This is a genomic window from Sulfitobacter sp. (genome assembly GCF_039977885.1).
GTDB lineage: Bacteria > Pseudomonadota > Alphaproteobacteria > Rhodobacterales > Rhodobacteraceae > Sulfitobacter.
Genome location: NZ_JBDWCI010000006.1, coordinates 79,242 through 98,876 on the forward strand (window position 1 = coordinate 79,242; position 19,635 = coordinate 98,876).

Annotated in this window: 14 protein-coding genes; 9 read left to right on the top strand and 5 right to left on the bottom strand. The window is 55.9% G+C overall.

Features of this window, described 5'->3' with window-relative positions:
- The first annotated feature begins 60 nt into the window (after positions 1-60).
- The gene (locus ABJM03_RS02950) at positions 61-2,256 is read left to right on the top strand and encodes a polysaccharide biosynthesis tyrosine autokinase (RefSeq protein ID WP_348415396.1); all 2,196 of its coding nucleotides are present in this window, start codon (positions 61-63) and stop codon (positions 2,254-2,256) included.
- A 32-nt stretch (positions 2,257-2,288) separates the two neighbouring features.
- Here ABJM03_RS02950 and ABJM03_RS02955 read toward each other — a convergent pair whose 3' ends face one another.
- The 3 genes from ABJM03_RS02955 to hemC form a co-directional block, all read right to left on the bottom strand.
- Positions 2,289-4,271 carry an acyltransferase family protein gene (locus tag ABJM03_RS02955; protein WP_348415397.1) on the bottom strand — a complete coding sequence of 661 codons (1,983 nt, stop codon included), beginning with the start codon at positions 4,269-4,271 and terminating at the stop codon, positions 2,289-2,291.
- Between the two features lie 371 nt (positions 4,272-4,642).
- Positions 4,643-6,799, bottom strand: coding sequence for a 5-histidylcysteine sulfoxide synthase (gene ovoA, locus ABJM03_RS02960; RefSeq protein WP_348415398.1), 2,157 nt, complete (start codon positions 6,797-6,799; stop codon positions 4,643-4,645).
- Positions 6,800-6,959: 160 nt separating this feature from the next.
- A complete protein-coding gene (gene hemC / locus ABJM03_RS02965) occupies positions 6,960-7,904 on the bottom strand; it encodes a hydroxymethylbilane synthase (protein WP_348415399.1) in 945 nt (314 codons plus the stop codon).
- Between the two features lie 100 nt (positions 7,905-8,004).
- Between hemC and hemE the strand changes: the two genes are divergently transcribed.
- A complete protein-coding gene (gene hemE, locus ABJM03_RS02970) occupies positions 8,005-9,039 on the top strand; it encodes a uroporphyrinogen decarboxylase (RefSeq protein ID WP_348415400.1) in 1,035 nt (344 codons plus the stop codon).
- Positions 9,040-9,196: 157 nt separating this feature from the next.
- On the opposite strand, the gene idi is transcribed toward hemE, so the two are convergent.
- The gene (gene idi, locus ABJM03_RS02975) at positions 9,197-9,730 is read right to left on the bottom strand and encodes an isopentenyl-diphosphate Delta-isomerase (protein ID WP_348415401.1); all 534 of its coding nucleotides are present in this window, start codon (positions 9,728-9,730) and stop codon (positions 9,197-9,199) included.
- Positions 9,731-9,948: 218 nt separating this feature from the next.
- Here idi and ABJM03_RS02980 point away from each other — a divergent pair, with 218 nt between their 5' ends.
- From ABJM03_RS02980 to ABJM03_RS02990, 3 genes are all read left to right on the top strand, one after another.
- A complete protein-coding gene (locus ABJM03_RS02980; protein WP_348415402.1) occupies positions 9,949-10,401 on the top strand; it encodes a c-type cytochrome in 453 nt (150 codons plus the stop codon).
- Positions 10,402-10,664: 263 nt separating this feature from the next.
- Positions 10,665-12,095 (top strand): mannose-1-phosphate guanylyltransferase/mannose-6-phosphate isomerase, encoded by a 1,431-nt coding sequence (locus tag ABJM03_RS02985; protein WP_348415403.1) that lies wholly within the window; start codon positions 10,665-10,667, stop codon positions 12,093-12,095.
- Between the two features lie 65 nt (positions 12,096-12,160).
- Positions 12,161-13,534, top strand: coding sequence for a phosphomannomutase (locus ABJM03_RS02990; protein ID WP_348415404.1), 1,374 nt, complete (start codon positions 12,161-12,163; stop codon positions 13,532-13,534).
- A 38-nt stretch (positions 13,535-13,572) separates the two neighbouring features.
- Here ABJM03_RS02990 and ABJM03_RS02995 read toward each other — a convergent pair whose 3' ends face one another.
- Positions 13,573-14,673 (bottom strand): patatin-like phospholipase family protein, encoded by a 1,101-nt coding sequence (locus ABJM03_RS02995; RefSeq protein WP_348415405.1) that lies wholly within the window; start codon positions 14,671-14,673, stop codon positions 13,573-13,575.
- Between the two features lie 227 nt (positions 14,674-14,900).
- On the opposite strand from ABJM03_RS02995, the gene htpX reads away from it, so the two are divergent.
- From htpX to ABJM03_RS03015, 4 genes are all read left to right on the top strand, one after another.
- The gene (htpX, locus tag ABJM03_RS03000) at positions 14,901-15,830 is read left to right on the top strand and encodes a zinc metalloprotease HtpX (protein ID WP_348415406.1); all 930 of its coding nucleotides are present in this window, start codon (positions 14,901-14,903) and stop codon (positions 15,828-15,830) included.
- A 186-nt stretch (positions 15,831-16,016) separates the two neighbouring features.
- The gene (locus ABJM03_RS03005; protein WP_348415407.1) at positions 16,017-16,799 is read left to right on the top strand and encodes a Stf0 family sulfotransferase; all 783 of its coding nucleotides are present in this window, start codon (positions 16,017-16,019) and stop codon (positions 16,797-16,799) included.
- A gap of 265 nt (positions 16,800-17,064) precedes the next feature.
- Positions 17,065-17,670 carry an aspartate/glutamate racemase family protein gene (locus ABJM03_RS03010; protein ID WP_348415534.1) on the top strand — a complete coding sequence of 202 codons (606 nt, stop codon included), beginning with the start codon at positions 17,065-17,067 and terminating at the stop codon, positions 17,668-17,670.
- Between the two features lie 311 nt (positions 17,671-17,981).
- Positions 17,982-19,580: an ABC transporter substrate-binding protein gene (locus ABJM03_RS03015; RefSeq protein ID WP_348415408.1), complete on the top strand. Its 1,599-nt coding sequence runs from the start codon at positions 17,982-17,984 to the stop codon at positions 19,578-19,580.
- The last annotated feature ends 55 nt before the right edge of the window (positions 19,581-19,635 follow it).

Genomic DNA, 19,635 nt, shown 5'->3' on the forward strand with positions numbered 1-19,635 from the left:
GTGAAACTTGACCCTTACTGGTTTGCTGGATTCAATAATTTTTTTCAATAGAGTATTTTAATGGCACAACAAATGGGTGGTGGCTTCCCTGAACATTTGCAGGAAAGAGATCAAGACGGAATTGAGCTGGCGCGACTGTTTTCCGCGATCTGGCAACACAAAGGGCTGATCCTTTTATGCGCTGTTTTATCAGCAGCTTTGTTCTTTGTATTAGTGAGCCGTGTGACCCCGCTTTACACTGCACGGGCCAGTGTGATGCTCGACTCCCGATCGGTGCAGGTTCTGGCCTCGGATGATGTTGTCTCGGACCTCAAGCTGAATGACCCGCTGCTGGATTCCGAAGTCGCCGTATTGCGGTCAAACACCCTGATGGAGAAAGTCGTCACCCGTCTGGGGAAAGACACCCTTGCCCCCATTGACCCCGCGTTAGACGAGCCAAGCATGATCGACGGGCTCAAGGCCAAAATAAAAGGGCTGCTGGCCTATTTCATCCAAGAACCCGATGTGCCTGAAGGCAACGAGATTGCCCCCCAAGAGCGTGAGATGCGCCGACTGATCGGCGCGCTGAACAAGGTGACGACCGTCCGGCGCGAGGGGCAATCCTATCTGATCGCCGTCTCTGTAGAGACCCCCAATCCCGTCCTGTCCAAGACAATCGCCAACACGGTAATCGAACTGTATATCCAGCAGCAGATTGACCAGCGCAGCAGGGTCATCCGCGACGCTACCGCCTTCCTTACCGAGCGCATCGAGGACATGCGCCAAAGTGTCGAAGAAGCGGAATCCCGCATTGAGGATTTTCGCAGCAATCAGGTCGCCGAAACCGGTACATCAGCCCAGACATCCGAACGCCAGCTGCTCGAACTTTCGACCCAGCTGGCATTGGCACAGGCCGATCTTGCACAGGTGCAATCGCGCTATGACCGCATCCTTTCCGTAATCGAAACCGAAGGGATCGAACGCGCAGCCGAGCTTTTGACATCGCCTTTCGTTCTGTCATTGCGGCAACGGATATCGGAAACCAACCGCCTTGAGGCCGAACTGGCCACACGTTTTGCCGATGATTACCCTGACCGGCTGGTTGCCCGCGCCGAGATCGAACAGCTCACCGCCGAGCTCGCTCAGGAGGTCCGGCAGATCGTTGCCAATCTCGACAATGATGTGGCTGTTGCGACCTCTCGGATGGAATCCATTCAGGCCAGCGTCGAGGATATGGAAGCCCGCGTCACGGCGATCTCCCGCGCGAATGTCGAACTGCGCCAGCTTGAACGCGAAGCCGACGCCGTGCGCGAAAACTATCAGGAAATGCTCAACCGGCTAAGTGAAACCCGATCCACCGAAGAGCTTCAGCGCGCCGATGCCCGGCAGGTAGAACGCGCCTTGCAACCGGGTGCTCCGTCTTCGCCGCGTGTGCTTTTGTTCACGGTATTCGGCGCAACGCTTGGCTTTGCCATCGGGCTGCTTGCGACCTTTTATCTCGCGATTTCAAAGCCGGGATTCACCTCGGCACAAGAAATCGAAGGGACGATCGGATTACAGGTCATCACATCGCTGTTGCAGGGCAAGATCCGCAACCGTGCCCAATTGGTCGAATTGCTGCGCACAGATCCCTACGGATCGTTTGTGGAAAGGGTGCGCCAATTGCGGACGGTTCTGGTGTCTCAGGTCCGCAGCGAAAGGGGCGGCATTTGCATTCAAATGGTATCCCCCGTTGCCAACGAAAGCAAAACCTCCACAACCATCTCGCTTGCGCATCTTGAAGCGCGGGCCAACCGGCGTTGTCTGGTGCTGGATTTCGACCTGCGCCGCTCCACGCTGGCCCGTGATTTCAACTATACGGCCACCTGCGATCTGGTGGGTGTGCTCACAGGAGAGGGCCGCATTGAAGACGCCATCATGCCGGTTGAATCACTGGGCTTTGATTTGATCACTGTATTCAAACCCGCCCCCTTCCTCGGAGAGCAGTTGAACATCGGCTTGATCAAAAACCTGCTCGACCAATTGCGCGACCACTACGATATGATCGTGATTGATTCAGCGCCTGTTCTGCTGAGTTCGGACAGCCTTCAACTGGCCTCGGCTGTGGATGCGGTTGTGCTGCTCATCAAACAGAACGTGACCCCGCGCAAGGCTGCGGTAAAGGCCGCACGCACGTTGCAGGACATGGGAGCACCGGCTGTCGCTATCGCAATGACCTTCACGGACCCGACAACCGAACGGGATACATACGGCGAATACACCAGCTACACCTATTGACCATGCCTGCCTTATGCCGCGCCGGTCAGTCCCTATTCAAAGGCGACCTGTTGCATAAGTTTGGGAACCAGCCAGCGCGCGCCAAAGGCGCTTAGGTGATCATCATCACGGTAAAGCGCTTCACCCCCGCTTTGGATTATGCATTTGTCACTGCAAAGCAACGCCTTGGGCGATAGCACCGCGGCACGCTGCTGTTCAGCGATACTGTCAATAATACGGTCCGCGCGCATGTTGCGGTGATCCACGGCTTGCCGGCTCGGGCGGAACTTGTCGGAAACCTCATCGCCCTGGCTTAGCATTATATCAGGGACATCAACCCCGATCTCGGGCGTGCCACGCACAATAAACACGTCTATATCCTGCGCCCGCAATGCCCCGATCAGATCGTTCAATCCCTGTTTGACCAAATCGGCATTGCCCGCCGGATCCACTGCGGTGCCACCACTCACGGCCAGAATTGCGGTCTCTCCGGCTTCATGCTGCGCACGGGCCCCTTCGGTGGCCAAAGACCAGCGCGCCACAAGGATAACCGTTTCAATGCCCTGAGCTTGCGCAATATCCGCCAGCACGGCCGCGTTATGCCCATCGCAATCATGGTTCGGCCCCATATCCACCCGCCAGACCCCCAACAGCGGCGGGCAGGCCGATTTTGTATAGGCAAGCGCGCTCATCCCCTTGTCGCGCAGCCATATATCAAACCCGGGAAGCGCCGCCCCCCCGTGGGAATCCCCCCAGACCACAAGCCGCGGCGTCACCGCAGGTGCCCCGATTACACATGGTTCAACCCCCTTTGCGCCCCCCACCGAGGTGTTCATACACGCCTTGTCCAGCGGATCGCGCTCAACCGCGCGGTGGTAAGCCTCAAGGCTGGTTTGTGAAAACTGGCCGATCACACCGCTATTGAGCACAACAAAACCACTCAGCATCCCCAGAACGGCGATGCCTGCGCCTGACAGGCTGAAAATGCGCACAGCAGACATCGATTTTGGCCCGCGCGTGGCACGGAACGGCCGCTCAATGTAGCGCCAGCTTAGCCAGCCCATAAACAAGGATAAAAGAACACAAAAACCGGCCGTCAAAAGGGGCAGTTCCGTACTGAAATGCAAACGGCGCGCGGCCACAAGAATTGGCCAATGCCACAGATACAGCGAATAGGAAATTAACCCGACCCAAACAAAAGGCCGCCACGACAAAAGCCGCGCGGAAAAGACAGCATGACCCGTCCCCGCGTAAATAACCAATGTCGCCCCCAGAACCGAGGGCAATGCAGCCAGACCCGGAAACGGCGTTTGTGCAGAAATCAGGAAAATACTGCCCGCGATAAGAACAAGGCCGGCCCATCCCGCCGCCTCATGCACACCGCGATGGCGGGCCGTTGGAAAGGCCCCCAGCGCCAGAAGCGAACCGGCCCCCAGCTCCCATGCGCGCGTCGGGACCAGATAGAAATTCGCCGTCGGAGCAGCCTGCGTCATCCAAAGCGACAAAGCAAAGGATGCCGCAACCAAAACCCAGATAATCGCGATCCAATAGCGCCGCTCAAGCCCTGCAATCGCCCAAAGCAATAGCGGGAAAAACAGATAGAACTGTTCTTCCACGGCAAGGGACCACGTGTGCAATAAAGGCTCAAACTCCACGTTAGAGCCGAAATAATCGCCTGCGCTTTGCCAAAACCAGATATTGGATGAAAAGGTAAGCGTGGCGATGATCGACTTGCCCAACCCTTCATATCGCTGCGGCGACAAAAGCCACCACCCCGCTACAAGACAGGCCGCCATCACCACAAAAAGAGCGGGCAGAATGCGGCGCGCGCGGCGTTCGTAAAAACTCAGGATGGAAAACCGATCTTCGTCGATCTCGCGGGCGAGAATACGGGTGATCAGATAGCCAGAGATAACAAAAAAAATGTCCACGCCGATAAACCCGCCGGGAAACCCCGGGATCCCCGCATGGTTCAGCACGACCGGCAAAACAGCGATCATGCGCAATCCGTCAACGTCAGCGCGGTAGCCTTGCATATTCACGGCGTCCCTACTCAATTAAATTAAAGTAAATAAATCGAAAATTATTTTTATTAATTTCGATAATTAATTTTAATTAATTAGTAGTTAACGATTCCTTTATTCTCCGTGGAATAAGGCGGAAATTCTCTTAATTCCGTTTCGGACTCGCAAAAATACGCCTATTTAAGCTGTTTTTGCACATAAACTGCTGCGCGTAGCCCCATTTCGGAAGCGCGTTACAGATCAAAATTAAGAATGTGAGAGATAAAAAAGGCCGCAATATCCGGCCTTGGGAGCGGGTTGTTTTCCCAACAACCCAGACAGAACCGAAAGCTTTTGGCCAGAGCACCCCCCGGCCAAAAGCGTTAATAGAATTCGACGCGCCGTTAGGAAGTTTTACGCCACACAGTCATTTCCGACACGCTGTGCTGGAATTTGCGCGCTGTTTCGCGGATCACAAACGGAATATCCTGCGGATCGCCGACCAGCTCGAATTCGGGGGTCAGATTGTCCAACAATCCCTCCAGCGTGGTATAGGTTTCGCCCGTCTGCGCTTTATACCCGCCCAGCCAGTTTTCTTTGGGGGTGAAATCCTCGAGCCATGTGTAGGGCGAGGTCAGTACCAGCAAACCACCCTTACGGATGCGCCCCTTGATCGCGCTCAGGAAATCGACAGGTTTATACAGACGGTCGATCAGGTTGCCTGCGAACACCAGATCGTAATCGGTGTATTTATCCGCAAGATTGCAGGCATCGCCTTGCATGAACGCAACCTTATCCTTGATCGCCTCGTAACCTTCAAAATCGGCCAGTGTGACTTCTTTGAAATCAACCAGATCGCCTTGGGTCTTGATCACATAGCGCTGTGAACCTGTGGATTGCAGGGTCGATGGTGCCTCGATCAGACGGGCAGAGAAATCAAGCGCGTCAACATGATCAAACACTTTGGCCAGCTCAAAGGACGACCGCCCCGTAGCACAGCCCAGATCAAGCGCACGCTCGTTTGTCATGCCTTTGGTATGGGGCAACAGCGCCTCAACACAGGCCACAGGGAAGTTCTTTACCCCGTAATGCTCTTCGCCGTAGTGGAACTCGATATACTGCGATATTTGTTCGTCGGTTTCATAGATATTCATAACGGGGTTCTCGATCTCCCCGGCTTCCACATATCGCAGGCCAGAGTATTGGAAAAAGTGACGGCGGAAAGCATAGCGTGAATCCTTGATGGAGTAATTGCCGGTTGAGATCCAGCAACCGCCTTTGAATACGTTATGTTTGCCATCAAAAGTCGGCGACGAGAAATCATCATAGATCGGGTGGACGTTATAACCTTCCAACCCGTCAATCGGTGTCTCGGTCCATTGCCAGACATTGCCGATGATATCAAAGAACCCGTTGCCAAATTCATGGCGGTCCACCGGACAGGGCGACATTTCATATTCGAGGTTAATATTCCCCGGAGCCTTTACCCAATAGGGCTGATCGGCATCCGTGGTCTGCCCTCGCAGGTGATACCACTCGGCCTCGGTGGGCATGCGGATATTCTTGCCGGTCTGAACGGACTTCCAGTTACAAAACGCCTTTGCCTCCAGATAGTTGAGATCAGCAGGCCAGTTCCACGGCATGTCGATCACTTCAAGCATCGAGCGGTATTTATACGCGTTGCCTTCTTTGACCCAATACACCGGATGCTCGGCCTTGGCGTATTGCACCCAGTGCCAGCCCTCATCATCCCAACAGCTGCGCGTGCGGTAGCCATCCGCCTGAACAAATTCTAGAAATTCAGCGTTTGAAACGATGTATTTCGACGCTTTGAACGGTTTGATCTGCGCCTCGGCATGGCCGAATTCATTGTCCCAGCCATAAAGCGGGTTTGTTTTCGACTTGCCGTATTCGATCTGGCCGCCGGCCACATCAATCAGCTCATTGGTGGGCGCTGTACCTGTCTCAGTGCAAATCTTGCTCCAGACCGGATGGGATTTCACCTTATCCAGCGGCAGCTCACGGATCAAAACGGCTGTCGTTTCCAGATGGATGCGCTCATGCTCGATCCCCATCATGATCACCCACATCGGATCATCAAAGGTGATCGGCAGGGTAAAATCATAGCCGCGGATAAAGGCGTCAACAATCTCACGGGTCTTGTCGCGATAGGCTTTTACCTTGGCGGGCGTCGGCCAGTCATAATGGGCCTCGTTCAGATCGTCCCATGACATCTCGTCCACGCCGATGGCCAAAGTGGATTCCAGATGCGGATCAATCCGCTCATTGATCAACTTGGCCACGTTCAGCTTGTTGATATAGAAAACTGCCGTGTGACCGTAATAGAAAATCAGCGGATGGCGCAGCATATTGGCGCGCGCGTAATAGGAATCGTCGTCTACAAGGCAGTCAAAAATGCTCTCGTACAACGAAAACGTCTGGTGAAAATAATCGAGGATTTCCTCACGCTTACTCTCGACGGTTCCTTCATTCAGGATCGGCGTCTTTGTAACAACAGATGTTGAATTCAAAAGCTCGGGCGGGGTTGCGACAATATTCATGAGTCTCCCTTTGGATTGCGTCTCTCCCCAGGGCAGGCCCAGAGCGGTACATGGCTATCGGACCGTCATTAACAGTTTACAAACAGCCAAGGTCAACCCAGCTCACAGCTTGTTGTACTGCGCCCGTTCCGATCAATCGCCCACTCGAGATCCCGCAAAATTATCGCCAGTCAAAGAAACTCGGGCCCGCCTGCGATAACAGTTTTTGCGCCATCTGCGTGCCTGCCTGCGCGCCATCCTCAATAGCGCAGCTCACCGCATCGCTTAACGCCTCAGACCCGTCAGGGCGCAAGACCTCGCCGCGCAGATGTAGCGTGCCGCCGTCCAGCTCGGCCAAACCGGCAATCGGTGTCTCACAGGACCCATCCAGCGCCAGCAAAAACGCACGCTCCGCATCAAGGCGCTGACCCGTCGGCACATCGTGCACCGCCTCCAGCATCTCGGCCACGCGCATATCATCCACACGCCGCTCGATCCCGATCGCGCCCTGCGCCACAGCGGGCAACATCACATCCGTCTCAATCGCCGTATGAGGCACCTCACCCATCTGCAACCGACGCAACCCTGCCATGGCAAGGAAAGTCGCCGCCGCCACCCCCTGCTCCAACTTCATCAATCGGGTCTGAAGGTTGCCGCGGAACTCCACGACTTCCAGATCATTGCGTTTTAACATCAGCTGCGCACGACGGCGCAGGCTTGATGTGCCCACAACCGTGCCTGCGGCCAAATCACCCAACGACTTTGCCGCCGGTGATATAAACGCGTCGCGCACATCTTCGCGCGGCAAATAGGTATCAAGGATCAAACCCTCGGGCTGAAGCGTCGGCATGTCCTTCATGGAATGCACAGCAATATCGATCTTACAGGCCAATAGATCGGCCTCGATCTCGCGGGTGAACAACCCCTTGCCGCCAATTTCTTTAAGCGGCCGGTCAATGATCTTGTCACCGGTGGTCTTGATCACAACAATCGTGAACGCCTCAAACGGCAGGTCAAACGCCTTCGCAAGCCGCTCCCGCGTCTCATAGGCTTGCGCCAAGGCCAAAGGCGATCCACGGGTGCCGATCAACAGCGGTTTGGCGGGGGTGGGTAAATTCAACGTCATAACCCTCCTTAACGGGCACGGCAAAAGCTGACAACTCTTGTATGTCCCCCCCGCCCTGTCGCACTATGTAGCTAAGAAATTACACAGATAGAGACCACATATGAGCCCCCAGAAAACGATCCTCCGCGCCCTCGCCGGAGAGACACTTCCCACGCCCCCCATCTGGATGATGCGTCAGGCAGGTCGCTATCTCCCCGAATACCGCGCCACCCGCGCGCAGGCCGGTGATTTCCTCAAACTATGCTACAACCCCGATCTCGCCGCCGAAGTAACCCTGCAGCCGATCCGCCGCTACGGCTTTGACGCAGCAATCCTGTTTGCAGATATTTTGCTGGTCCCCCAAGCCCTTGGCGCGGATTTGTGGTTTGTCACAGGCGAAGGCCCGCGCCTGTCCACCATCACCACACAGGCCGAACTGGACAAATTGCTGCCCGCCGACGCCATCCACGATCACCTCAACCCCGTCTATGAAACCGTCAAAATCCTGTCGCGCGAACTCCCCTCCGAGACAACGCTCATCGGCTTTGCCGGCGCCCCCTGGACCGTGGCCACCTATATGATCGCGGGCCGCGGCACGCCGGATCAAGGGCCCGCACATGCGCTCAAAACCGAAAACCGCGCCGTCTTCGACAGCCTGATGGACCGCATCACCGAAGCCACAATTCACTATATGTCCAAACAGATCGAAGCCGGTGCCGAAGTTGTGAAAGTCTTCGACAGCTGGGCAGGTTCCCTGCAAGGCGATGACTTCATGAACTACTCGCTCAAACCCATGGCCCGCATCATCGCTGCCCTCAAAGAAAAACACCCGCAAGTGCCCATTATCGCCTTCCCCCGTGGCGCGGGCGAACGCTACGTCGGCGCACATGCAGCCATCGGTGCCGACTGCATCGCCGTCGACGATGGCGTCACCGCCGAATGGGCGGCGCAGAATCTACAAACCGGCGGCTGCGTACAAGGCAACCTGAAATCATCCCATATGGTCACCGGCGGCGAAGCACTTGTCTCTGAGACCCGCCGCATCGTGCAAGCCTTCTCCAAAGGCCCGCACATCTTCAACCTCGGCCATGGCATCACCCCCGATGCAGACCCTGAAAACGTCCAGCTCATGATCGACACCGTGCGCAACGGCTAACCGCCTATTTTCTCTAGCCGTAAATACTCCGGGGGAGCCTTTGCCATCTGGCAAAGGCGGGGGCTGGCCCCCCTTTCCTCCAAATCGGATTTGACGCTGCACAGGTTTTGAAAAAACGCGCGTAAACGGGGGGGCGCATTTTCACATCCCAAAAGGCTTATTGCACCGGCGGGGTGCCGAAAATCATCTGGCTGTGCTGCTCCATATAGATGCGCAGCCACGGGGTGAAAATTTCGGGGGTAGAGGCGATGTTTCGCGATAGATCGCGCAGGCTGATCCAGCGCGTGTCCATGACCTCATCAGGGTTCGGCACAAGGAGGAGCGCGGGGGTGGCCTGCACGACAAACACCTCGACCACCTCATGCTCAACCAGCCCGCCACCTACGTCGGCGCGGTATTCGACCTGACCGCGATGTTGCAGATCCACACCCTCGATCCCCAACTCTTCATTCAGGCGGCGCTGCGCGCAGGCCGCGTCGGGCTCGTCCCACTGGGGGTGGGTGCAGCAGGTATTCGCCCAAAGGCCGGGGGTGTGGTATTTGCCAAGCGCACGGCGCTGGATCAGCAGGGCATCCCCTGACATCACAAAAACCGACACCGCCTTGTGACGCAGCCCGCGCTGATGCGCATCAAGTTTTTCAACAGGCACCAGCGCCCCGTCAACCCAGGCAGGGATCATGATTTTTGTCATTTGCTCTCTAACACGCATTGCACAAATCCGCGTGGTACTTACGCCTCAAGTGGCGGTGTGCCAAGGGCGCGCTGTTGCCTGCGCAAATTGACGCGGTTGGCCAAATGCCCGTGGACGCGGCTTGGTTGATCGTGGCTTCTATGTAAAACAGAGACATCGCGCTCTTTACGGATGGTTTTTCGGCCTAAATCAAGAGTGTAAATTGAGGAGATAAACAAATGAAAACGATCGCAGCGACAGCATTGGGTCTGGCATTTCTGGCCGCGCCCGCCATTGCAGATAGCCACGCATCAGGCGATGCCGAAGCAGGGGCCAAGGCGTTCAACAAATGCAAAGCCTGCCACATGATCCAGGACGCAGAAGGCAATAACATCGTAAAAGGCGGGCGCACAGGGCCGAACCTTTACGGCATTGCAGGCCGCGTTGCAGGCACAGCTGATTATAAATATGGCGCATCCATCGTCGAGGCGGGCGAGAATGGCCTGATCTGGGATGAGGAACAGTTTTCGAAATATGTCGCCGATCCAAAGAATTTTCTGGCCGAGTATAACGACGACAAACGCGCCAAATCCAAGATGAGCTTTAAGTTGCGCAAAGAGGACGAGCAGGCCAATGTCTGGGCTTATCTGGTCTCGGTCGGACCGCAAGCCGCCCCCGAAGACGGTAGCTGATCCAAATATCTGGTGGGCCGGACAGGCCCGCCATAGCGCGCCGGAGATTGGGTTAACGCCAGCCTCCGGCTGCCTAGACTTCGTGCAATGACGAAGGTTTACCCGTTCGCCTGATTGGCCAACTGCTGTGCAAAACAAATTCCGTTTGCGCATGAAGGGTAAATATTACAAGGTTGGCATAGAATTATTGTCGTAGGTGTTTGTCGCAAAGGCCTGCTATGTAACAAGTGTTTTCATGTGCTTAAAAACATAACAGGTGCCTCATGACATTGATCACGCCGATTATCCTTTGTGGGGGTTCTGGTTCCCGCCTTTGGCCACTTTCACGCAAAAGCTATCCCAAGCAGTTTGCCAAGCTTCTAGACCATGAGACGCTGTTCCAGCTGACCGCCAAACGGATGAGCGATGGCGCGACGTTTGATAAGCCGGTTATCGTGACGAATTCGGATTTCCGTTTTATTGTGACCGAACAGCTGTCCGAGATGGGGATCGACCCGGGCGCGGTGCTGATCGAGCCAGAGGGGCGCAATACGGCGCCGGCGGTGCTTGCTGCGGCGCTACATCTTATGGCCCGCGATCCTGATAGTATCATGTTGGTGGCCCCCTCGGATCATCAGATGCCCGATGGGGCCTCCTTCCAGCGTGCGATCAAGCGGGGACTACCGGCGGTGGATGCGGGGCACATGATCCTGTTCGGCATTGAACCCGAACGCCCCGAGACGGGCTATGGCTATCTTGAACTTGACGGCACGGGCGATGTGGTGCCGCTCAAAGGGTTTGTCGAAAAACCCGATTCCATCCGCGCCGAACAGATGTTGGCAAGCGGCGGCTTTTTGTGGAACTCGGGCATCTTCCTGTTCAAAGCGCGCGACATTGTTGCAGCTTTTGAAGCCTTTGCGCCTCAGCTGATGACACCGGTCAAGGCGGCCATAGACGGCGCAGAGGTCGATCTGGGGTTTTTGCGCCTTGATCCTGAATCCTGGGCCATGGCCGAAGACATCTCAATCGACTATGCCGTGATGGAAAAATCCAACAACCTGAGCGTTGTTCCCTTTGGCGACGGGTGGTCGGATCTGGGGGATTGGGCCTCGGTCTGGCGCGAATCCGATGCGGATGAAAACGGCGTTGTCCTTTCGGGATCGGCGACCGCGATCGACTGTAAAGACACCTTGCTGCGCTCTGACACCGAAGGGGTGGAAGTCGTCGGGATCGGTGTTGAGGATATGATCGTTGTTGCGATGGATGACGCGGTTCTGGTGGCGTCCCAAGACCGGTCACAAGATGTCAAACAGGCGGTTACGGCGCTGAAATCGCGCGGTGCCAAACAGGCGACCGAATTTCCAAAAGATCACCGCCCTTGGGGCTGGTTCGAAAGCCTCGCCGTGGGCGGGCGTTTTCAAGTCAAGCGCATCGTCGTCCACCCCGGTGCCTCGCTGTCGTTGCAATCCCACTTTCACCGATCCGAACATTGGATTGTGGTCGAGGGCACGGCGCGGGTGACGTGCAATGACGACGTGCGTCTGGTGACGGAAAACCAGTCGATTTATATCCCCTTGGGCGCGGTGCACCGCATGGAAAACCCCGGCAAGGTGCCGATGGTGCTTATCGAGGTGCAAACCGGCTCTTATGTGGGTGAGGATGATATCGTGCGCTACGAAGATATCTATGCCCGCGGGCAAGGGGCCAAAGGCTGATTTAAGCTGTTCATGCGGCTGCAGTCAGGCCCCCTGAAATATCAACTGATATAAGGAAAATCGCAATGGCTCCAAAGTTTGGGACAAGCGGATTGCGTGGTTTGGTGGTGGAATTGACGCCGGACCTTGTTGCAGATCATGTGCGCGCCTTTGTGCATGCCTGTGATACCGGCGGCACGCTGTACGTGGGACAGGACCTGCGCCCATCAAGCCCCGATATCGCGGAAACGATCATGTCGGCGGCGGCCGCCGAAGGGCTGCGCGTGGTGGATTGCGGCGCCTTGCCCACGCCCGCGCTGGCGCTGGCTGCACTAGAGGACAAAGCAGGGGCCATCATGGTCACAGGGAGCCACATTCCCGCCGACCGTAACGGTCTGAAATTCTATAGTCGCAAGGGCGAGATCACCAAAGAAGACGAAGCCGCAATCGGGGCCGCAATCGGTCGCCCTTCGGCGGGTAAAGCCGGCCCGCGCGAGACAAACACAACAGCGGGCCCACAGTTTATTGACCGCTATATCAAGGCCTTTGGCGATAGCGCGCTGGCCGGTCAGCGCATTGGGCTATACGCCCATTCCGCTGTCGGGCGTGATGATCTTGCGCAGATGCTCAGGGGTTTGGGCGCAGAGGTGATCGAGCTTGGCCGGTCAGAGACTTTCATCCCCGTAGATACCGAAGCGGTAGACCCCGACACCCGCGCGATGATCCGTGATTGGGTAACCGGCCACGGTTTGCACGCGCTTGTCTCTACGGATGGCGATAGCGACCGCCCGTTGTTGGCAGATGAGACAGGCACAATTGTTCCGGGCGATATCATGGGGCAGATCACCGCAGAAGCCTTGGGCGCGCAGGCGGTTGTGACACCGGTTTCCTCGAACTCTGGCGTGACCCAAAAAGGCTTTGCCACTGTGGCGCTCACGCAGATCGGCTCGCCTTATGTGATTGCGAAAATGGAGGAATTAGGCGGCGCGGTTGCCGGCTATGAGGCCAACGGCGGGTTCTTGTTGGGCTTTACCGCCACAGCGCCTGCGGGGACGCTGGGGCCATTGGTGACGCGCGACTGCATGTTGCCGTTGATCATGACGCTGGTTCAAGCAGGCCAGAGCGGCGTTTCGGCCCGCGTGGCGCAAGAGCCTCCGGTGGTGACCATCGCCGACCGGCTTCAGGAAGTGCCCCAAAGCCGCTCACAACCCTTTGTCAGCCAATTGCGCGACAGCCCGACTGCTCGTGCGGCTTTTCTGGCCAAGCTAGGCGTCGAGGAAACCGCCTGCGATCTTACAGATGGGGTGCGGATGCAGATCAAGGGCGGCGGGACCGTGCATGTCCGTCCCTCGGGCAACGCGCCCGAGCTGCGGCTATATATCGAAGGCGCCGATGTCACGGCCGCTGATGCGTTGATGCAGGCGGGGCTGAAAGCTTTGCGTGAGGAATTGCAGGGATAGCGACCCCCGCCAAGGCCGCTATCCGGCATTAGTGCCCGTCAATAGGACGGGCCAGTGCTGTGGAACATTTCCGCTAGATCCACAGTAGATTTTTTCCCGATTGCGTCAAAATGCGTGTCCAGCCATTGATCCGCGCTGCGGCGCCCAAGATCGCGCAAATGTTCAAGAAACGCCCATTCGGCGTTCATCTTGGAGGAAGCACCCAACGGGATCAGCGCATCCTGATTTTCGATGATATGAACGCGGGTGTCGCGGTATTCCTTTTCGGATAATTTGCCCTCGTGAATCAGACGGGACACGAAATTGATCGCGCGCAGCTCTTTAAGGAAACTCGAGTTAAAGCTGATTTCATTGATGCGGTTCATGATGTCATGGGCCGTTGTGGGCGCGCCGGAACGTGTGATCGGATTGATCTGAACCACAAGGATATCCGAACATTCCGTTTCGGTGTGAAAGGGGAACAAGGACGGGTTGCCCATATACCCACCGTCCCAATAAGGCACGTCATCTACTTCGACAGCCTGAAACACCATCGGCAGGCAGGCCGAAGCCATCACCATATCCGCGGTCAGCTTATGAGGATCAAAAACCTTGACCTTACCGGTCTCCACATTGGTGGCAGAAATGAATAGTTTTGGACCCCTACACTGCTTAACTCGTTCAAAATCAACAACTTCCTCGATCAGCTCACGTAGGGGGTTGGTGTTCATCGGATTCAGTTGATAGGGGGACATCATTCGCGTCAGCGCGTCGAAAAAATGGTAACCGGGCGAGTTTTGCAAGCTCCAGTTGCCGGTAAACATGTCAAACGGAGTGCGTTTGATCGGGCTGTTAAGGGCCGATTTGCTCATTTCTTTCCAGAAATGGGCCAGCGCGTCGCGCGCACCTTCTTTGCCGCCATTTGCCATACCGTCGGCGCAGACAACCGCATTCATCGCACCGGCCGAGGTTCCCGAAATGGCCTCGAAGTCGATCCGCCCGTCTTCAAGCAGCTTGTCCAGCACGCCCCATGTAAAAGCCCCGTGCGATCCGCCCCCCTGAAGCGCAAGATTGACGGGCTTTGCCTTGGATTTCTGAGCTGCAGGAGCGGCCTTTTTTGCCTTGGCAGGGGTTGGTTTGTCTTTGACGGGTTTGTTCATCTTGCTTCCTTTGGGCCGTTTTGGTCACAGGTTTTGCCGCAGTGCATCATTCGGGTGTAACGCATAACGGCCAAGTTGTACCGTTGTTTGCGCGCCTTCAACTGTAGTCTGTTAAAAATAGGGTCAAATTTTGGTGGCTTCCACCGATCAGGGGCAGAAGGCTTGAACAGGCCGCAAGGCCGCATATTTGCTATAGTGACCCCCAACCCACATTGCGGAGAATGAACATGGGCTATGTTAAGACAGCGATGCTGATGGCGGCGATGACCGCCCTTTTCATGGGCATCGGTTATTTGCTTGGTGGTGCAGGCGGTGCGGTGATCGCGCTTGTTATTGCCGCGGGCATGAATGTGTTCACGTGGTGGAATTCGGACCGGATGGTCCTGCGGATGCATAATGCACAGGTTGTGATCCATGGGGACCGGACAGGGTTACACGCGCTCACCAGTGATCTTGCCGCGAATGCGGGCTTGCCCGAGCCTGCGGTTTATTTGATCGACACGCCACAGCCCAATGCATTTGCCACAGGGCGCAATCCGGCAAACGCGGCCGTGGCTGTCACCACGGGCCTGATGCAAAGCCTCACCCGAGAGGAGCTCGCCGGCGTCATTGCCCATGAGCTGGCCCATATCCGCAACCACGACACCGCCATCATGACCGTCACGGCGACATTCGCCGGTGCGATTTCAATGCTCGCGAATTTCGCGCTTTTCTTTGGCGGTTCGCGCGAGCGGCTTGGGCTGGTGGGAACACTTGCGATGATGTTCCTTGCGCCGATGGCTGCGGCGTTGGTGCAAATGGCGATCAGCCGTACCCGCGAATATGCTGCTGACAAAGCAGGAGCCGAGATTTGCGGAAACCCGCTTTGGCTGGCGTCAGCGCTGGAAAAGATCGCGATGGGAGCAGCCCGTATCGACAACACCGTAGCCGAGCGCCACCCCGCCACAGCGCATATGTTCATCATCAATCCGCTACATGCGCATAAGCGCGACAAACTGTTTGCCACCCACCCCGCAACCGAAAACCGCATTGCCGCCTTACGTGCAATGGTCCCACAGGGACGCGGACCTTTGCGGGTGGATGACCGGTTCGAGGCAGTCCGGGCCAGCAACATCCCCAAAACCGCGAGAGGCAAGCGCAGCGGGCCATGGACCTAAGGGTGGAGGTGCGAGCCACCAGAACGAACACGATAGTTTCCAGGATCGATTGCCAAAGTGCATTTGGTCCTGAATGCCCTCAAACTGCCTATATCAGTCCCGATGCCGACCTATGCTTGTTGTCATGCAAAAATGTTGGCATAGACTGAATGCTAACGCCCAGCTTAAACTAGGACTGAAGAAGATATGCACTCTATCAAAGCTCTTTCTGCTGTTTCCAACCATGAGAAGGAAATCAAAAAGGCGTTTCGCGGAAATGTTGTTTATGATGGGCAGCCCGTCTTCGATGGTGCGCTGTATTGCCTCGGGTTTCAGAACCGAAGCGGGTCAAACCTGCTCGGGGGCTACCTGAGAAACACACCTTACTTCAGCGGATTTCAGGAGCATCTGAATTTTAATTCAGTCATCGGCCAATCAAAGCGCTGGGGTGCAGACAGCTTTCCAGACTTCATTCGTGAATCGACCAGACGGCTGGGAGATGGAAAAGATGCTCACGGCTACAAGGCCTCTCTGGGTCAGCTAATGATGCTGGAAAGATTCGGAATCCCGAAGATGTATAAGGATGGTTTGAAGATCATTCACATCACTCGGAATGACATAGTAGGCCAAGCTATTTCACTACAGATTGCGAGCCAGACCAAAAGATGGACGAGCGCTATGCCCGGCGTCATGGATGATGCTGATGTAAAAATTGATCCACAAAAAATCTCGCGTTTAATTGATTCAGCGCTGGAATCTTCAAACGGAGTCGCCTTCTTTGCCGAGCTATTTGGCTATCCCAGACTTCATGTCAGCTATGAAGAAGTAGTTGCTTCACCCGAACAGGTACTAAAACGAATTGCGATATTTTCTGGTCAAGATGGTGCAGATTGGTCCGTCACCAAACCGGAACTTGAACGTCAGGCATCTGCATTAAATGATACCTTCCGGCAGAAATATCTGGAAGCAACAAAAAAGCAGGTCATGTAGAGTGTCTCTTGGCCCTCGGGCCAAGAGACATAGCGAATGCTCCTAGCTGCCGCAAAGCCGCATTAATTCATCACCTGAAATCAATGCGACCACCTTGCCAGTGACTTCTTATTACTTCCGAAAAATCAACGCCGGTCTTGAAGTGTCAATCCACCCAAGACCAGCTTACGATTTCGCTAAACGAAAGATTGCGATGCCAGCAAGGACACGTAAGCTCTCCCAAGAATAGCGGGGATAGGGAATAAAGCGCATGGCCGTGCTTCTCATGAATCCGAACACTAACAAAAACACGACAGCAACAATGTGCCAAATTGCTGCGAAAGTGCTCGGAACGCCCCCTCTTGCGTGGACTGCGCCCGAGGGCCCTTCCTTGATCACAACACGCAATGACCTTATCGCCGCAGGCCGCTTTATAGAACAGGCCGAAATTCCTGACGACATAGAAGCAATTATGGTTTCGGCCTTCGGTGATCCGGGTGCTGCAGCCCTTGCCGCGCGGTTGCCTATTCCTGTCGTGGGGATTGGCGGTGCCGCCGCGCGCGCGTCTGCGCGTCCCTTCGCTGTCGCTACAACCACCCCGCAGCTGGTGGCCTCCATCGACAGTTTGATGCGGACAAACGCGACAGGCACGACTTATTGCGGGTGTTTTATCTCGGAAGGCGAGCCGAATGCGCTCATGGAAAGTGAGCATTTATTGGACGATGCGCTGCTCGCGGCCGTCCACAAGGCGGCGCAGGCGGGCGCGCAGTGCGTCATAATCGGGGGTGGTCCGCTGGGTGAAGCAGCCGAACGCCTATCAGATCAGAGCCCGCTGCCACTGATAAGCCCGATCCGCGCAGCCGCCACAGAGGTTCGCGCATTGCTGGGCTGACCCCTCGCGCCGGTAATTATTCAGATACGGAACCCCACCCGATTTGACCTCTCATGCGGATTTGAGATTTTGATGGCGGCCCTCGCCCGGCACCAAGGCAACCAAATAACGCCAAAAAATGCGGCACTGCAGCATTTTCTGGCGCATTTCTAAGGCACCGCGAACAACCGCATTGGTTGAATTTGCGTTCGTGAACCATCCATCTTGCTTCATGAAATTTTGAATCGCCACAGTTGGGGTCACGGACGCAGCGAATTGATGCGTCACAAAAAAGCGCGAAACAGCGCGACACCTGACAGAGAGGTACTACTATGACAATCCGACGGCGCCTTGGCGCTATTGCAACCGTTGTCGCCATGCTCGGCGGCACCCTTGTCCAAGCCGAAGGCACGCTTCGCGTCGGCATGACAGCATCAGACATTCCATTAACCACAGGCCAGACCGACCAAGGCGGCGAAGGCATGCGTTTTATGGGATATACGGTCTACGACTCCCTTATCGAATGGGACCTAACCAGCGCCGACAAACCATCGGGCCTTATTCCTGGCCTTGCGACGGAATGGTCCGTGGCCGAAGATCAGATTACTTGGACCTTCAAGATCCGTGAAGGTGTTACCTTCCACGATGGATCGCCGCTTACCGCCGAAGTTGTGGTTTGGAACCTCGACAAACTGATGGACGAGAACGCCGAGCAATACGACAGCCGCCAGTCTGCACAAGGTAAAAGCCGCATTCCCGCCGTTGCCTCTTATGAAGCTGTGGATGATCTGACCTTGGTCATCACCACAAAGGCCCCTGACGCCACACTGCCCTATCAGCTGGCTTGGATCGTGATGTCCTCCAAAGCGAATTGGGAAGCGTTGGACAAAGATTGGGAAAAAGTCGCTGCCTCTCCGTCGGGCACAGGCCCTTGGAAGCTGACAGAATTTGTGCCGCGTGAACGTGCTGTGCTTGTCCCTAATGAAGAGTATTGGGACGAAACCCGCATCCCCCAGCTGGACGAGATGATTTTGATCCCGCTACCCGAGCCTAACGCCCGTGCCGCGGCCCTGCTATCCGGCCAAGTCGATTGGATCGAAGCCCCTGCCCCCGACACCATCCCCGCGATGCAAGGCAACGGATTTGTCATTTCGTCAAACGCCTATCCCCACAACTGGACATGGCATTTGTCCCGTCTGGAAGGATCGCCGTGGAATGACATTCGTGTGCGCAAGGCGGCCAACATGGCCATCGACCGCGAAAGCATGATGCCACTGCTGGGCGGCCTGATGATCCCTGCCAAGGGCTTTTTGCCGCCATCCTCACAGTGGTTCGGCAATCCTGACTTTGACCCGTCCTATAATCTTGAAGCGGCCAAAGCATTGATGGAAGAAGCGGGCTTTGGCCCTGACAACCACCTGTCCGTGAAGGCGCTGATTTCGCCCTCAGGTTCGGGCCAGATGTTGCCGCTGCCGATGAATGAATACGTCCAGCAAAGCCTTGCGGAAATCTGGATCGACGTTGAATTCATGGTCGTCGAATGGAACCAGATGATTAACCTGTGGCGTGCGGGTGCGGCGGATGACGCGGTAGAAGGTGCGCATTCGTTGAACTTCACCTACTTCATTCAGGACCCGTTCACAGGTCTAATCCGCCACTTGGACGAAACCCTGATCGCGCCAAATGGCACCAACTGGGGTCACTATTCTGATCCTGAAATGCAAGCACTGTTCGACAAGATCAAAACAACCTTTGATCCCGACGAACAGCTGGCAGTGCTGCAACAGACGCATGAGAAATACGTCAATGATGCGCTGTTCCTGTTTGTGACCCATGATGTGGCACCACGCGCCATGTCGCCCAAGGTCAAAGGCTTTGTTCAGGCGCAAAACTGGTACCAGAACTTCTCTTCCATCACCATGGACGAGTAACCATCCCACCCCTGCCCGCCATTCCCGTGGGCGGGGGTTCTCTTGTTTCGGAAGG

Coding starts and splice junctions, on each gene's coding strand:
- ABJM03_RS02950 (WP_348415396.1), top strand. CDS start 61: ATGGCACAACAAATGGGTGGTGGCTTCCCTGAACATTTGCAGGAAAGA.
- ABJM03_RS02955 (WP_348415397.1), bottom strand. CDS start 4,271: ATGCAAGGCTACCGCGCTGACGTTGACGGATTGCGCATGATCGCTGTT.
- ovoA (WP_348415398.1), bottom strand. CDS start 6,799: ATGAATATTGTCGCAACCCCGCCCGAGCTTTTGAATTCAACATCTGTT.
- hemC (WP_348415399.1), bottom strand. CDS start 7,904: ATGACGTTGAATTTACCCACCCCCGCCAAACCGCTGTTGATCGGCACC.
- hemE (WP_348415400.1), top strand. CDS start 8,005: ATGAGCCCCCAGAAAACGATCCTCCGCGCCCTCGCCGGAGAGACACTT.
- idi (WP_348415401.1), bottom strand. CDS start 9,730: ATGACAAAAATCATGATCCCTGCCTGGGTTGACGGGGCGCTGGTGCCT.
- ABJM03_RS02980 (WP_348415402.1), top strand. CDS start 9,949: ATGAAAACGATCGCAGCGACAGCATTGGGTCTGGCATTTCTGGCCGCG.
- ABJM03_RS02985 (WP_348415403.1), top strand. CDS start 10,665: ATGACATTGATCACGCCGATTATCCTTTGTGGGGGTTCTGGTTCCCGC.
- ABJM03_RS02990 (WP_348415404.1), top strand. CDS start 12,161: ATGGCTCCAAAGTTTGGGACAAGCGGATTGCGTGGTTTGGTGGTGGAA.
- ABJM03_RS02995 (WP_348415405.1), bottom strand. CDS start 14,673: ATGAACAAACCCGTCAAAGACAAACCAACCCCTGCCAAGGCAAAAAAG.
- htpX (WP_348415406.1), top strand. CDS start 14,901: ATGGGCTATGTTAAGACAGCGATGCTGATGGCGGCGATGACCGCCCTT.
- ABJM03_RS03005 (WP_348415407.1), top strand. CDS start 16,017: ATGCACTCTATCAAAGCTCTTTCTGCTGTTTCCAACCATGAGAAGGAA.
- ABJM03_RS03010 (WP_348415534.1), top strand. CDS start 17,065: ATGAATCCGAACACTAACAAAAACACGACAGCAACAATGTGCCAAATT.
- ABJM03_RS03015 (WP_348415408.1), top strand. CDS start 17,982: ATGACAATCCGACGGCGCCTTGGCGCTATTGCAACCGTTGTCGCCATG.